16 protein-coding genes are annotated in these 14,450 nt (G+C 67.4%); 4 read left to right on the forward strand and 12 right to left on the reverse strand.

Annotated features, from left to right (window positions below; all coding sequences use genetic code 11):
• The first annotated feature begins 97 nt into the window (after positions 1 to 97).
• Positions 98 to 568, forward strand: a complete 471-nt coding sequence (locus tag ACQR1X_RS02240) for a DoxX family protein (RefSeq protein ID WP_315802261.1) — start codon at positions 98 to 100, stop codon at positions 566 to 568.
• A gap of 99 nt (positions 569 to 667) precedes the next feature.
• Here ACQR1X_RS02240 and ACQR1X_RS02245 read toward each other — a convergent pair whose 3' ends face one another.
• Together ACQR1X_RS02245 and ACQR1X_RS02250 are read right to left on the reverse strand one after the other, a co-directional pair.
• The gene (locus ACQR1X_RS02245; RefSeq protein ID WP_434898247.1) at positions 668 to 1,438 is read right to left on the reverse strand and encodes a serine O-acetyltransferase; all 771 of its coding nucleotides are present in this window, start codon (positions 1,436 to 1,438) and stop codon (positions 668 to 670) included.
• 133 nt (positions 1,439 to 1,571) lie between these two features.
• Positions 1,572 to 2,198: a LysE family translocator gene (locus ACQR1X_RS02250; protein WP_316217246.1), complete on the reverse strand. Its 627-nt coding sequence runs from the start codon at positions 2,196 to 2,198 to the stop codon at positions 1,572 to 1,574.
• 824 nt (positions 2,199 to 3,022) lie between these two features.
• On the opposite strand from ACQR1X_RS02250, the gene amaB reads away from it, so the two are divergent.
• On the forward strand, positions 3,023 to 4,573 hold the full coding sequence (amaB, locus tag ACQR1X_RS02255) for an L-piperidine-6-carboxylate dehydrogenase (RefSeq protein WP_434882148.1): 1,551 nt from the start codon (positions 3,023 to 3,025) through the stop codon (positions 4,571 to 4,573).
• A 76-nt stretch (positions 4,574 to 4,649) separates the two neighbouring features.
• Positions 4,650 to 4,865 (forward strand): DUF3606 domain-containing protein, encoded by a 216-nt coding sequence (locus ACQR1X_RS02260; RefSeq protein ID WP_315802267.1) that lies wholly within the window; start codon positions 4,650 to 4,652, stop codon positions 4,863 to 4,865.
• Between the two features lie 2 nt (positions 4,866 to 4,867).
• Here ACQR1X_RS02260 and ACQR1X_RS02265 read toward each other — a convergent pair whose 3' ends face one another.
• Together ACQR1X_RS02265 and ACQR1X_RS02270 are read right to left on the reverse strand one after the other, a co-directional pair.
• Complete coding sequence (locus ACQR1X_RS02265; protein WP_315802268.1) at positions 4,868 to 5,068, reverse strand: hypothetical protein; 201 nt, start codon at positions 5,066 to 5,068, stop codon at positions 4,868 to 4,870.
• 59 nt (positions 5,069 to 5,127) lie between these two features.
• Positions 5,128 to 5,421, reverse strand: a complete 294-nt coding sequence (locus tag ACQR1X_RS02270) for a hypothetical protein (RefSeq protein ID WP_434898248.1) — start codon at positions 5,419 to 5,421, stop codon at positions 5,128 to 5,130.
• A 170-nt stretch (positions 5,422 to 5,591) separates the two neighbouring features.
• On the opposite strand from ACQR1X_RS02270, the gene pncA reads away from it, so the two are divergent.
• On the forward strand, positions 5,592 to 6,227 hold the full coding sequence (gene pncA / locus ACQR1X_RS02275; RefSeq protein WP_434898378.1) for a bifunctional nicotinamidase/pyrazinamidase: 636 nt from the start codon (positions 5,592 to 5,594) through the stop codon (positions 6,225 to 6,227).
• Positions 6,228 to 6,237: 10 nt separating this feature from the next.
• Here pncA and ACQR1X_RS02280 read toward each other — a convergent pair whose 3' ends face one another.
• From ACQR1X_RS02280 to ACQR1X_RS02315, 8 genes are all read right to left on the reverse strand, one after another.
• Positions 6,238 to 7,791, reverse strand: coding sequence for a hydantoinase/oxoprolinase N-terminal domain-containing protein (locus ACQR1X_RS02280; protein WP_434898249.1), 1,554 nt, complete (start codon positions 7,789 to 7,791; stop codon positions 6,238 to 6,240).
• A gap of 3 nt (positions 7,792 to 7,794) precedes the next feature.
• Positions 7,795 to 8,895 (reverse strand): DUF917 domain-containing protein, encoded by a 1,101-nt coding sequence (locus ACQR1X_RS02285; protein WP_316217239.1) that lies wholly within the window; start codon positions 8,893 to 8,895, stop codon positions 7,795 to 7,797.
• Positions 8,892 to 9,551 carry an AroM family protein gene (locus tag ACQR1X_RS02290; protein ID WP_434840390.1) on the reverse strand — a complete coding sequence of 220 codons (660 nt, stop codon included), beginning with the start codon at positions 9,549 to 9,551 and terminating at the stop codon, positions 8,892 to 8,894. Before ACQR1X_RS02290 ends, ACQR1X_RS02285 begins: the two co-directional genes overlap by 4 nt.
• 64 nt (positions 9,552 to 9,615) lie before the next feature.
• Entirely contained in the window at positions 9,616 to 10,704 is a 1,089-nt protein-coding gene (locus ACQR1X_RS02295; RefSeq protein WP_316178309.1) for an ABC transporter ATP-binding protein, read from the reverse strand.
• Complete coding sequence (locus ACQR1X_RS02300) at positions 10,701 to 11,765, reverse strand: extracellular solute-binding protein (RefSeq protein ID WP_434893063.1); 1,065 nt, start codon at positions 11,763 to 11,765, stop codon at positions 10,701 to 10,703. Before ACQR1X_RS02300 ends, ACQR1X_RS02295 begins: the two co-directional genes overlap by 4 nt.
• Positions 11,766 to 11,779: 14 nt before the next feature.
• Positions 11,780 to 12,655, reverse strand: coding sequence for an ABC transporter permease (locus tag ACQR1X_RS02305; RefSeq protein ID WP_434898250.1), 876 nt, complete (start codon positions 12,653 to 12,655; stop codon positions 11,780 to 11,782).
• 8 nt (positions 12,656 to 12,663) lie between these two features.
• Complete coding sequence (locus ACQR1X_RS02310; protein ID WP_316178315.1) at positions 12,664 to 13,539, reverse strand: ABC transporter permease; 876 nt, start codon at positions 13,537 to 13,539, stop codon at positions 12,664 to 12,666.
• Entirely contained in the window at positions 13,539 to 14,321 is a 783-nt protein-coding gene (locus tag ACQR1X_RS02315; protein WP_434864072.1) for an IclR family transcriptional regulator, read from the reverse strand. The genes ACQR1X_RS02310 and ACQR1X_RS02315 overlap by 1 nt, the downstream gene beginning before the upstream one ends.
• Positions 14,322 to 14,450: the final 129 nt, after the last annotated feature.

The raw sequence follows: 14,450 nt of genomic DNA on the forward strand, positions 1-14,450 counted from the left end.
GCTGTTCTGCGTTTTTCCAGGCGCGTTTTTGATTTGCCGCAACGGCGGCAGCCCGTCTTTCCCGGACTATGGCGGCAACTGGAAAGGAGTTGACGCCATGTGGCTCACCAAGGACGATTTTCGTATCAAGGCGGAAAATTTTGATCTCTCGAACGGCCTGAACATTCTTCGCATCATCTGCGGCTTGTTTCTGTTTCCTCACGTGGCCGGAAAATTCGCAGGCGGCGCGGTGTCGGCGGCGACCGCCGGCTTCTTCGCCAAGGCCGGCTTTCATCCCCCCGAGGTGTGGGTCGTGATCGCGGCCGCCTCCGAGTCGGCCGCCGGCATTGCCCTGGTCCTCGGCATCTGCACGCGCTTTGCCGCGCTCGGCGCCACCGCACTGCTGCTGTTTGCGGTCTACGCGCTGCAGGTCGTGAAGGGCTTCGGCTGGACCTGGAACACCGGCGGCTATGAGTATCCCGTGTTCTGGGCGATCACCTCGCTCGTCGTCGCCATCGAGGCGTGGAAGACGCATCTCGCGCAGGCGAAGCCGAGCGCCCGAGCCCTGCCGGCAAGCGCTGCGGCCTGACCCTCAGATCGATCCTGCGGCCTCGGAGAGGCCGACATCGAGCACGGATCGCGATCCGGACACGAGAGCCGCCCATGGGCGGCTTTCGCGCGCTATGGCTCAAGCCCCAGCCGGGATCGGCTGCTCCGGGCAGTTCGTCAGCCGGGCCGGCGTGCCCACGGCAGTGCAGCCCGCCGGCACATCGGTGGTGACGACCGCGCCGGCGCCGATCTTGGCAAAATCACCGATCGCGACGTCGCGCAGCACGGTCGCGCCCGAGGAGAGCAGCACGCCGCGGCCGATCCGCGGGGCGCGGCCGGGCAGTGTGTCGTGTCGTCCGATCGTAACGTTCTGCAGGATGGTGACGTCGTCGCCGATGCTGCTGTGGGCGCCGATGACGATGCCGGTAGCATGATCGAGAAACACCGCGGTGCCGAGCCGCGCCGAGGGATGGATGCTCACCTGCAGCGACGTTGACGTGTCCGCATGCAGCAGTAGCGCCAGGTCGGGCTGCCCGTTGCTCCAGAGCCAGTGCGCGACGCGATGCGCCTGCAGTGCGACGTAGCCTTTGTAGTTCAGCAGCGGCGGCAGCAGCGCCGTCGTCGCTGGATCCTGCGTCGCGATCGCACCGAGGTCGTGACCCGCCGCCTCGACGAGCTCAGGCGCGGCGGCATACGCCTCGCGCGCGACCGCGGCAAACCGGGCGCGCGCGGCATCGCCGCTGCCGATGCGGACGCCAATCTGCTGCGCGACGGCACTGCCGAGATCAGAATGGTCGAGGATTGCAGCCGACAGGATGCGGCTGAACACGGGATCGGCCGCAGCGATGCGCCGGGCCTCGTGCTGGAGCGACGGCCAGAGCTCGGGACTGGATGGGGGCGTGTCGGCCATGGCAGAGCCTGCTCGATGACAGGTGACGGCGGCAATATAGCCTGACCTGTGCGCTGCTGAAACCCGGACGATGCCTCGCGGGCGTTGTCAGCCGATGTGGCCGGCGACATTCCGCCGAAAGCTCGCGGCCCGTTCAGTTCTGCGCCGTCCGCGCCGCCGCGGCGGCGACGCCCGCACCGATCAGAAGGGTGCCGCCCGCCTTGTTGAAGATGCTGATCACCTTCTCGCTCCGTACGAGCGCGCGGGCGCGCGAGGCGATCAGCGCATAGCCGACGGCGTTGGCGAAGGCGAGCACGACGAAGGTCGATTCGAACACGACCATCTGCGTGAGGAAGCTGCCGTTCGGACTGAGAAACTGCGGCAGAAACGCGACGAAGAAGGTGATGCTCTTCGGGTTCAGCGCCGTGACGATCCAGGCGTGACCGAGCATCTTCAGCGCCGAGGTTCGGTCGGTCCGCGGCACGGCGTTGAGCGCGCCGCCGGCCTGCCACAGCTTGATCCCGAGCCAGACGAGATAGGCCGCGCCGATCCATTTCAGCACGGTGAACAGCAGCGCCGAGGTCGCCAGCAGCGCGCCGACGCCCAGCATGGACAAGGTCATGGCGGTGAAGTCGCCCAGCGCGACGCCGACGGCCGTCGGCAGCGCGGTTCGCCATCCCTGGCCCAGCGCATAGGAGACCACCAGCAGAACCGTCGGCCCCGGGATCACCAGGAGGATGATGGACGTTCCGGCAAATGCGAACCAGGTCTCGATCGTCATGCTGATCGTCTCTCGCGAGGACACATGCGACGTTGGTATATCGAGGCGGAAAGGGCCGCAATGATCTTTGTTGCGAGACCCGCTTCAACAGTTCTCCTCGACGATCACGAACGCAAGACGTGTCACGCACGACCTTCGGTCGCTGCGGCGCTCAAAAAAAATGCTTTCGCTTTTCCGGAAAATGTGCTCTACTGCATCTATCCTGCTTCGCCATGAGGGGCGTATCGCGATCGTCACGACACGTGAGGCGGGGAGGCGATGGCCGCTTGCCTGCCGCAGCGTGCTTGCACGCGGACGAACGGCAGCTTGCGGACGTGAAGTCGTGTGGTCCTGGCGCCGCGACGCTGGCGCCAAGCCGTCGGGCGATGATCCCGAGGGCGACGGTGGCTAAACAGCCGTACACCGGGGAGATCACGATATAAGCGTGAAGACCATCGCGCGGGGAATGCCGGGATGTCTCGGCTGAACCTGTGGTTCCTGCCGCCTGCATTTTTGTTCGCAGGCGGGCCATGGGGGCGGCCAGCTCCCGGCATTCCCTGCGCCCTCGTGTTTCGCGAGGGTTCGTCGATCCCATCAGCCCGGGCGCGCCGCGTCGCGGGATCGCACCGATGCGCGACTCATGGCCCATCCGGAGGGCGCGACGCGGGCAACGAGCGTGAGAGATAACGACTCGCGGGAGCGGATAGGCGATCGGCTCCAGTGGCGGTTTGCCCAGCGCGCGGGTGCTCGCGCCGCAGCCGGATTTGATCTACACGGGGGCGTTTACGATGGACCATTCATGACGTCTCGCGTGCACCGGCGCAAGGGACAATCCGGAGTTGCATATGTCGCCCAGCCAAGCATCGCCCCTGACACTCGTTGCGGAAACGGCCGAGATCCTGACCTCGCTCGGCGTTGCGCCGGAGCGGCTGCGCGGCGGGACGCGCGCCGCCCGTTCGCCCGTGACCGGCGAGGTGCTGGCCCATGTGCATGACGACAGCAGGGCGGATGCGACCGCGGTGATTGCGCGCGCGCATGCCGCGTTCCTGCAGTGGCGACTCAGGCCGGCGCCGAAGCGCGGCGAACTGGTGCGGCTGTTCGGCGAGGAGCTGCGCGCCCACAAGGCCGCGCTCGGCCGCCTGGTCTCGATCGAGGCCGGCAAGATCGTCTCCGAGGGGCTCGGCGAGGTCCAGGAGATGATCGACATCTGCGACTTCGCCGTCGGCCTGTCGCGCCAGCTATATGGCCTGACCATCGCCACCGAGCGCGCCGAGCACCGGATGATGGAGACCTGGCATCCCCTGGGGGTCACCGGCGTGATCTCGGCGTTCAACTTTCCGGTGGCGGTGTGGGCCTGGAATGCGGCGGTTGCGCTGGTGTGCGGCAACAGCGTCGTCTGGAAGCCGTCGGAGAAGACGCCGCTGACCGCGCTCGCGACCGACGCGCTGCTGGCGCGCGCGCTGCAGCGTTATCGCCGCGAGGGCGGCGAGGCCCCGGAGGGGCTCGCAGGCCTGCTGCTCGGCGGCCGCGCGGTGGGCGAGATGCTGGTCGACGATGCCAGGGTGCCGCTGGTGTCGGCGACCGGATCGACCGCCATGGGACGCGTCGTCGGCGCCTGCCTTGCCGGCCGCTTCGCCCGCGCCATCCTCGAGCTCGGCGGCAACAATGCCGCGATCGTCACGCCCACCGCCGACCTCGATCTCACCCTGCGCGCGGTGGCGTTCGCGGCGATGGGCACCGCGGGTCAGCGCTGCACCAGCCTGCGCCGCCTGTTCGTGCATGCCGACGTCTACGCCCAGCTCGTGCCGCGGCTGAAGCAGGCCTATGCCTCGGTGGCGATCGGCAATCCGCTGGAGCAGGGCACCCTGATCGGACCGCTGATCGACCGCGGCGCCTATGACGCCATGCAGGATGCGCTGAGCGCCGCGCGGGATCACGGCGGCCGTGTGTTCGGCGGCGAGCGCGTCGCGGTCGGCGGCTGCGCGGAGGCCTATTACGTGCGGCCGGCGCTGGTCGAGATCGACGCGCAGTGCGGCCCGGTCGAGCGCGAGACGTTTGCGCCGATTCTCTACGTGATGCCGTATCGCGATCTCGATGCCGCGATCGAGCTGCACAATGCGGTGCCGCAGGGGTTGTCGTCGTCGATCTTCACCAATGATCTGCGCGAGGCCGAACTGTTCGTGTCGTCGCGCGGCTCCGATTGCGGCATCGCCAACGTCAATATTGGCCCCTCGGGCGCCGAGATCGGCGGCGCGTTCGGCGGTGAGAAGGAGACCGGCGGCGGCCGCGAGTCCGGCTCGGATTCATGGAAGGCCTATATGCGCCGGGCCACCAACACCGTGAACTACGGCCGCAGCCTGCCGCTGGCGCAGGGCGTCAGGTTCGACCTCGGCTGATCGACGTGATGGGTCTTCCTCATCGGCGGAACCGCTTCGCTGTGTCGTGCGTTGCGCGCTGACAAGGAGATGCACCATGGCAGTGAAGAAGAAGACATCCACCGCGAAGTCAGCTACCGCAACATCCGGGCGCGGACGCAAGCAGGATCGCGCCCGCGTCGCGGGCGGACAGGACTACGAAGTCCGCTACGAAGCCAAGAAGAGCGGCCGCTCGGCGTCCGCGGTGAAGAAGGCGGTCAAGAAGGTCGGCAACAGCCGCAACAAGGTCGAGCGCAAGCTGACGCGCAAGTGACGTCAATGCTGCTTCGGCCGCTGCGGCGGCCGAAGCGATCCCCTCGCCCAGCCGAGCGCCTTGGGCGAGTGCAGCGGATCGGGCCCGTCGCAGGTTGGACAAACAAGCTGGCGACGTTCGCCCTTGCCCTCGCGCACCGCGAGCGCGCGACCGCAGGTCGGGCACGGCTTGCGCAGCAGCCATGGGACCGGATGCTTCGGCATGATGGCGTCTCCCGGTGGAGGCCTCAGGCTAGGGCATCTTGGGGTAGCCGCGGAATCACTTATTTGAATCGCGGCGGATCTTCCGGCTCTCCGTGCCGTGAACAATCAGGACAGGTGTCGCCGGTCGCAGCCAGGACGTCCTCGATGGCCGCGCGCGCGTCCGAACTGCACAGCCCGGGTGGTGGATCGTCGCGTGCGACGCAAAGCGCCCGCGCCAGCGCTTCCGGGTCGCCGCGTTCGCGCATCCAGCCGTGCCGTTCGCATTCGACGATCGCGCCGGCCTCGCGCAGGGTGGCGACCGCCCAGCGCTCGAGACGCTGGCTCGCGGAGCGGTGTGTGACGGCAGTCGGCATCGGCCATTCTCTCCCGCCGGGAGAATCCATGAATCGGCGGGCGTTTCCAGGCCCGGCCTGCAGAGCAGGGATTCCAAAATGGAGGGACTGGCTGGCCGCGGATTATTCGGCGGCCCGGCTTGAGAACGCCGCGGCCTGGGGCCATCCTTGATGGAGCTCGCGTGAAACGGATGCAGGCAGGAATGCAGATCAGGGCCAACGAGGATTTGCTGCTCATCATCGATGTGCAGAACGATTTTTGTCCCGGCGGTGCGCTCGCCGTGGCCGACGGCGATGCCGTGGTGCCGGTGATCAACCGGCTGAGCCGGATGTTCGATCACGTCGTCCTGACCCAGGACTGGCACCCGGCGGGACACAGCTCGTTCGCCTCGAGCCACCCGGGCAAGGCGCCGTTCGAAAGCGTCACGATGCCCTACGGGCCGCAGACCCTGTGGCCGGACCACTGCATCCAGGGCACGCCGGGCGCCGCCTTCCATGCCGATCTTGCGACCGACAAGGCGCAGCTCATCATCCGCAAGGGCTTTCGCGCCGCGATCGATTCCTACTCGGCGTTCTTCGAGAACGACAAGACCACGCCCACGGGCCTCGCCGGATACCTGCGCGAGCGCGGCCTGAAGCGGGTTTTCCTGGTCGGTCTCGCCACCGATTTCTGCGTGCATTATTCGGCGGTCGATGCGCGGCGGCTCGGCTTTGCGGCCATCGTCGTCGACAACGCCTGCCGGGGCATCGACCTCGGCGGCTCGATGGCGGCGGCCAAGGCGCAGGGCGCGCAGGCCGGGGTCGAGCGGATCGCCGAGCTGGCGTGATGATCGTGGACTACGCCGCCGCGCCGATGGTCGGCTCGGCGATGGCGCCGGCGACGCGGACGCGGACGCGCAGCGCGTTGCCGGGCAGGTAGGCGATCGGCATGTCCTCGACATCGACCGTCTTGAGCGTGTCGCGGTCGGCGCCGGCCTGCACCGCGCGCGCCTCGGCGATGGCCCGCGCCGCCGCGATGGCCTCGTCGCGGGTCATGTCGCGGAAGACCTGGTCGGCCTCGCCGGAGACCTGGGCGATGGCGGCGCCGACCGCATTGGCGCAGTCGCCATGGTCGACGCGGACGATGGTGGAGATGCCGGCGAGGCGCTCCGGCACCAGGAAGGCGCCGCCGCCGACCGCGAGCAGCGGCACGTCGCCCGCCTCGGTCTTCATGCGGTCGATGTCGCCTTCGAGCTTGCGGTGGGCGTCGGCGAGCGCGGCGTCGATCAGGCTTTTCGGCAGATGCGCGACGCGCGATCTGTCGCCGATGTCGATCAGCCCCGCTGCGACCGCGATGTCGGTCGCGGTGAGCTGGTCGCCGCCGAACACCAGCGCGTCGGATGTCAGCCGGTATCCGACGCTGAGCGGGCCGACACGGACCGGATCCTGCGTGATGTGGCTGCCGCCGCCGAGCCCGATCGAGAGCAGATCGGGCATGCGAAACAGCGTGCGGACGCCGCCGACCTCGACGACGGCGTTGGCCTCGCGCGGAAAGCCGTGGCGGAGCTGGCCGATGTCGCTGGTGGTGCCGCCGACGTCGACGACCATGGCGTCGTCGAGGCCGGACAGATACGCGGCGCCCCGCATGGAGTTGGTGGCGCCGGAGGCGAAGCTCATGACCGGGAAGGCGGTCGCGATCTCCGCCTGCATCACGGTGCCGTCGTTCTGCGTCAGGAACAGCGGCGCATCGATGCCGGACTCCGCGATCGCCTTGCGGAAGGCGGCGACCGTCGTGACCGCGAGGTCGTGCAGCGCGGCGTTGAGCAAAGCGGCGTTCTCGCGCTCGAGCAGTCCGATGCGGCCGAGGTCGTGCGAGAGCGTGACGGCCACATCAGGGCAGATCTCGGCGAGGATCTCGCGCGCGATGTTCTCACAGCTCGGATCGAGCGGTGAGAACGACGAGGCGACCGCGACCGCGCGCAGGCCCTTGGCCTTGATCGCGCGCGCGGCGGCCCTCAGGCCGTTGGTGTCGAGCGGCATGAAGGGGCGGCCGTCATAGTCATGGCCGCCTTCGAGCATGAAGGTCTTGCCGCTGACCAGCGCGGCGAGGTCACCCGGCCAGTCGCAGAACGGCGGCAGCGAGGCGGAGGCCGGCATTCCGATGCGGATCGCGCCGATCTTCTGCAGGTGCCGCCGCTGCACCACCGCATTGATGAAATGCGTGGTGCCGATCACGACCGCATCGACCGGTACGGCCGCTGCGGGATTTTCTCGCAGCGCCTTCAGCGCCGCGAGGATGCCGGAGGTCACGTCGGCGGTGGTCGCAGCCTTGACGGAGTGAACGACCTTGTCGTCGGCAATCAAGACCGCGTCGGTGTTGGTGCCACCGACGTCAATGCCAATCCGCTTCATTCACTATGCTCCAGGGGGCGCAAACAGCGACCGGAAATCGAGGTCATAACCGAAGGCGCGGGGGCCGACGAATTCGAGCCCGCGCGGGCTGGTCAATACGGCGGGCGCGGGCAGCGCGATCACGGTGACGCGCTGGCCGTAGCGCACCGTCTCCGTGCCGATGCCGTGGCCGTTGACGCTGTCGAGCACGCAGATCAGGTCCGGCGACATCGCGATGGCTTCGCCATCGCGCCAGGCCACGATCCACTCGTTCTGGAACGACAGCTTCAGGCGCGTGCCGCGGTCATCGTCGCTGCCCTCCACGACGGCAGAGCCGCGCAAGAAACCTTCGGTGGTGCGGCGCTCGACGTCGACGATCTTGCCGCTGAACAGCCGCTGGCCACCCTCGCAATCGAGGATCGCGGCGATCGGATCCTGGTGGCTCCGGTTGGCGGCCTCGACCGCGCGGCCGATCGTGATGGCCTTGGTGGTCGTGAAATGGATGCCCCAGTCCTTGACCTCGCGGCCCGTGCGCGGCGCCTTGCTGGTCGAGGCGATCGAGCCCATCTCGACGCAGATCTTGCGGCTGGCGCGCTCCATCCACTTCCAGCTCGGCACCTTGGTCACGACGGCCTCGATGCCGCGCGGATCGTAGAGCGTGCAGGGATACGGCTTGAGGTCACCGATCGCAACCGACGTCATCTGCGCCTCGGGAAAGGCGCGGCCCATGCAGTCGGCGTCGACTACGGGGATGTTCAGATGTGCTGCCGCCATCAGCGCCTGCATGCCATTGCCGCCGCCGATCTCGACCGACATCACGGCGCGAAATGTGATGCCGTTGAGCTCCTCCTGCATGCGCACCGCACGCGCAATGCTGCGGCTGTCGGCGAGCCGTTCCTGCCCGACCAAGGGGGCGCCCATGTTGGAGACCACGGCGACCCAGTCGTCGTCGGCAAGATCGAGCGGCGACATCATCTGCACGCGATGTCCATCGGCATAGAGCCGACGCAGGTTGAGCAGGCCGAGATAGGGACTGCCGCCGCCGCCGGTGCCGAGGATCCAGGCGCCGACCGCGAGCGCCTCGATGTCGTCGAGACTGATCGTCTTCAATTCCACCCCGCTCACGACAACAGTTCCTCGACAATGCGGGCGGCTGCGGCGATCGACAGGATCACGGGCCCGGAATAATGGCGGCGGACGCGGGCCTTGTTGGCGCTGGTGTAGCTCATGCAGTCGAGCACGACGAGGTCGGGCTGCTTGGCCGCCATCGCGCGCGCCGCGGCGTCGACGGCCGCGTCATCGGAGCCCGGTTGCAGCGTGACGCCCACCACCTCGACGTGATCACGCTGCCATTTGCCGGCGATCAGCGCGGTCTGCTCGGCCAGCGGCGAGAACACGCCGAGCCGGCCCCTCGGCAGCACGGCTTCCACCATCTTGTGCAGCACTGCCGAGGGCAGGATCACGAGCCCTTCTGGCGCGAGGTTGGGAAACTTGCCCGTACAGGCCAGCATCGCGACGTCGATGCCGTCGTGCCGAAATTTCGCGAGCTGTGCATTGGCCCGGCCCTCGACCGCCTTCTTGCTGATGCGCACGTTGTCACCGTTGGGCAGCAAGGTGAACAGCGCATCGGCGCCGTCGACCGGCGGGATGCGATCGATCTCGCCGCGGCTCATGCCGTCGAGCGCGCCGCGCAATTCGATGGTCGTGCCGTGAGACAGCACGGCTGCGATCTCGGCTTCCATCGCGGGGCGCGGGCTCTGGCCGATGACGACGACGCCCATGCGCCGTTGCGAAGGGCGATCCGCCACATCGAGGGAAGGGGACGGGAGTATGACGTTCACAATATCAATCCTCGAGAATGACGAGATCGGTCGGCCGCCAGCCGAGCGCGACGGCTTGGCCGGGTGCGTGGAGTGGACCGGCTCCTGAATTCGGCTGCTGAGCCAGCACCCGCTCGCCACCGTCCAGGACGATGCGGTAGAGGACGGCACCGCCAAGGAAGTTCGTGCTCTCGACCGTACCGCGTGCGGACGTGCCCTTGCTCTCGGCATCGACCGGGCCGGCTGGCGACACCATGATCTTCTCCGGCCGCAAGGCGACCGACAGAACCTCGCCACCGGCCGTTGCGGACACATCCGGCAGGGCCAGCACCAGGCCGTTGCCGACCGCGATTCCGGTCCCGTGGTCCAGCGTCACGCGCTGGCCGCGGAAGATATTGGTGTCGCCGATGAAGTCGGCGACGAAGCGGGTTCGCGGCTGGTCGTAAATCTCGACCGGTGTGCCGATCTGCTCGACGCGGCCGGCGTTCATCACCGCGATGCGGTCGGACATCGCCAGCGCCTCCTCCTGGTCGTGGGTGACGAAGACGAGGGTGAGGCCGAGAGTCTTCTGCAGTTGCTTGAGCTCGAACTGCATCTGCTGGCGCAGCTTCTTGTCGAGCGCGCCGAGCGGCTCGTCACAGAGCAGCACGCGCGGCGAGATGACGATGGCGCGGGCGAGCGCGACGCGCTGCTGCTGGCCGCCCGACAATTGTGCCGGCCTGCGGTCCTCCATGCCGGACAGCTCGACCATCGCCAGCGCGGCCGTGACCTTGGACGCGATCGTGGCCTTGTCGGTCTTGCGCATGCGCAGGCCGAAGGCGACGTTCTCCGCCACCGTCCGGTGCGGAAACAGCGCATAGTTCTGGAACACCATCGCCATGTCGCGCCTGTGCGCGGGGACATGGGTGATGTCGGCGCCGTCGACGCGGATCTCGCCGGTGCTGGGGCTGTCGAAGCCCGCGATCATGCGCAGCGTGGTGGTCTTGCCGCAGCCGGACGGGCCGAGCAGCGAGAAGAACTCGCCCGGACGGATGTCCATGGCGACCGCGTCGACGGCGCGTACGCCGCCGTCATAGACCTTGCTGACGCTGGCGATCTCGATGCTTGCGCTCATGCGCGGAAGATCCGGTTGACCCGGCTGTCGATCACGTCCTTCTGCGCGTTGTACCACTTCCAGTCGACCTGGATCAGCTTGCTGACCTTTTCCGGAGTGGTCAGCAGCTTGGCGTCGTACTTGGCGTCGAGCTTCACCTTCTTGTTGGCCGGCGAGTACCAGACGGTCTCGGCGAGGCGCTTTTGGACCTCGGGGCGCAGCATGTAGTTCACATAGGCGTTGGCGAGCTCCTTCATCTTGCTGCCGGGTGTGATGCTCAGCACCTGCTCCAGCGACAGCACGCCCTCGCTCGGGGTGACGAAGTCGATCGGCTGGTTTTGTCCGTCATAGCGGTAGATGCCGGAGTCGTGGATCACGCCGAGGCCGACCTCGCCGGACAGGAACAGCTTCTCCATCGCGCCGGTGAAGTCGACGAGCTTGATCGGCTTCAGCTTCTCGAGCGCCGCATAGGCCGCGTCGAGATCGGTCTGCCCCTTTCCGTAGAGAGTGCCGCACATCATCAGGAAAGCCTGTCCCAGGCTGTTGACAGGGATCACATAGCCGCCGCGCACGCCGTTGTACTTCGCGTCCCACAGCTCCTTCCAGGACGTGACGTTGGCGTAGCCCTTGTCGGTGCGCATGCCCAAGCCAATGGCGCTGGTGAAGATGCAGACACCGACGATCTTGTCGCTGACCGCGTAGGGGTAGACGTCGGCCATGTTCGGCGCCAGCTTGGGGTCGACCTTCGGCTCGACGAGGCCCATCTCGACCGCTGCCCACTGCTCGTTGGAGTTGGTGTGCAGCACGTCGTAGATCGGCGCGGAGCGCGAGCTCGCCTGCAGCTTCGGCAGGAACGGCAGCGCAGTGTCGGTCCTGAGCTTGCACTTGAACTCGCTTTCGAAGGCGGGGCCGATCTCGGCCTTCATGACGTCGCCCCATTTGCCGCCCCAGCCGGTGATGTTCAGCACGGGCTCCTCGGCGCGCGCGACGTAAGGCGCCGCGACGACGCCTGCACCAAGCGCAGCAGCCGAAGTCAGCAGGCGCCGGCGGCTCATGGGGAAGCGACGCGATGAGTCGGTCATGTCCGGAATCTCCCTTAGAGTTTGACGTAGGAGCGCAGGCCAACGGTGCGGTCGAGCGCGATGACGACGATGAAGGCGAGCAGGATCGAGACCACCGAGGCCGCGCCGATGGTGCCGTCGAGATCGAACTTCAGATAGTTGAACAGCGTGATCGGCAAGGTCTCGCTGCCCGGCGCGACCAGGAACAGCGACACCGGGAACTGGTCGAACGAGACGATGAAGGCAAAGATCGCGCCTGCCAGAACGCCGGGCTTCACCAGCGGCAGCGTGATCTCGAAGAAGGTCCGGGTGGGGCTGGCGCCGAGATTCTGCGCGGCTTCCTCCAGCCTGACATCGAAATTATGCAACACGGCGAGGGTGGTGCGCACGACGTAGGGAATCGTCACCAGCGTATGGCCGGCGACAAGGCCCCACAACGGGCGCCCGACATCGAGCAGCACATAGGACTGGAACAGTGCAAGACCGGTCAGGATCGCAGGCAGCATCAGCGGCGACAGCATGGTCGCCACGATCAGGCGAGAGCCCGGAAGGTTGCCGCGCGCGATCGCCAGCGCGGCCGACGCGCCGAGCACGGTGGCCGCGACCGTGGTCATCGCTGCGACCTCGATGCTCAAGAGCAGCGCGTGCATGAAGTCGCGCGAGGCGAAGAATTTCTCGAACCAGCGCAAGGAGACGCCGACCGGTGGAAACTGGATGAAGGGCGTCGGATTCAGCGCGAACACGATCACGATCGCGATCGGCGCCAGGAGGAAGGCGAGGATGGCGCTGTTGGCGGCGAGATAGAGCCTGCGGCCCCACCGGAGCGGCGTCGTGCTGCGACGGGCAGGTGCCGCCCCCAGATCGATCGGCGCAGCAAGCGGCGGCTGCGATCCTGGAGCAAGGCTCGTCATCTGCGCCCTCATTGCAGCTCGCGCTGGCCCGAGACGAGGCCGAGCACGTGATTATACGCGATGACGAGCGAGAGCGAAATGACGAGCAGTACCATGCCGAGCGCAGCCGCGAAGCCGACGTTGAAGTTGGCGGAGATCTGCTGGTAGATCAGGATCGGCAGGGTCATGACCTGGAAGCCGCCGAGCAGGATCGGGGTCACATAGGCGCTGATCGCGAGCGCGAACACGAGCAGCGACCCGGCGAGGATGCCGGGCAGGCTGAGCGGCAGGGTGACTTCGAGAAAAGCGCGCCACGGGCTTGCGCCGAGATTCTCCGCCGCCTGCTCCAGCCGTTCGTCGATGCGGCCGATCACGCCGGTCAGCGTCAGCACCATGAACGGCACATAGATGTGGACGAGGCCGATGATGATGCCGGTCTCATTGTACATCAGCTGCAACGGCCTGGTGACCAGCCCGAGCGAGGTCAGGATCTGGTTGATGACACCCTTGTCGGACAGCAGCGTCATCCAGGCGAAGGTACGCACCACGATGCCGGTCAGCATCGGCGCCAGCACGGCCATCAGCAGCAGCGCGTGGCCGGTGCGGCTCTTGATCCGCGCCATCCAATGCGCGAGCGGATAGCCGATCATGAGCGCGGCCAGGGTCGTCCAGAGGCCGATCCGGATCGTGGTCCAGATCACCTCGAGATAGTAGCCGTCATCGCCCATGCGGGCATAGTGCCTGGCGGTGAGGGCGACGTTCGGCATGACCACGGGGTTGCCGGTCAGGACGCTCATCACCGCCATCAATCCGATCGGCAGGAAGAAGAACAGCGCAAAAAGCAGCGCGCTCGGCAGGATCAACAGCGCCAGGCTGTTGACGCGCGGCGCGCTGCTGCTCGTCATCAGGAGGCCAGTCCGGCCAATTGCTCGATGGTCTGGCCAAGCGGATCGCCGGTCATGCGCCGCAGCTTCGCGGCCATGCCGCCGAGCTCGCGGCGGACGTTGGCGCGCTCGATCTCGGTGGTGGCCTGGACCGAGTAGGAGACGGCGATGCCGATCAGCTCACCGCTCTCGCCGCTCGCCAGCGCAAAGCCCTGCGAGCCGACGCCCTCGATGGCCTCGTCGGCGGCGTCCGAGATGCCGGTCCGGCGGATCTCGTTCAGCCGCGCCATCAGCTCGGTGAAGTTCTGCGGCGAGTTGGCCGGGACCTTCGGATAGTCGAGCGGCACGCGCGCCCGGATGTCCTGGTCCGACAGACGCGCCAGCATGGCACGGCCGTTCGACGTGATGATGGCCGGCGTGCGTTGTCCCGGCGGGTTGACGACGCGCAGCGGATTGGAGCCGGGCACGATGCGCAGCACCACCTGCTGATAGCCGTCGAGCACGGCGATGTAGCCGGTGTGTCCGGTGCGCGCGCAGACATCACGCAGCTCGCGCTCGGCGGTGGCGATCAGGTCGTCATGGGCTCGGTGCAGCCGCCCGAGCTCGAAGGTGAGCAGGCCCGGCCGGTAGCGGCGGCTGTGCGGATCCTGCTCGAGCAGGCCGCAATCGCGCAGCGAGCGGAGCAGGCGTGAGGTCGAGCTCTTCGGCTTGCCGGTCAGGACCTGGACGTCGGCAAAGGAGAGGTCGGGCCGCGCGGTCGAGAAGCAGCGCAGGATGTCGATGGCGTTGGTCAGGGCGCTCATGATGATACCGTTTGTTCCATTTTTTGGAACGTAGTCCCGAATTCTAGAAGCGGCAGGGCGACTGCCGCAAGGCGAAATTACTGGCAAGCAGGTGCCCGAATGCGCGTCAGGGTGGTGGGCGGGGCGCCG

This window comes from Bradyrhizobium sp. HKCCYLRH3073, from assembly GCF_051167995.1.
In the GTDB taxonomy this organism is placed as follows: domain Bacteria; phylum Pseudomonadota; class Alphaproteobacteria; order Rhizobiales; family Xanthobacteraceae; genus Bradyrhizobium.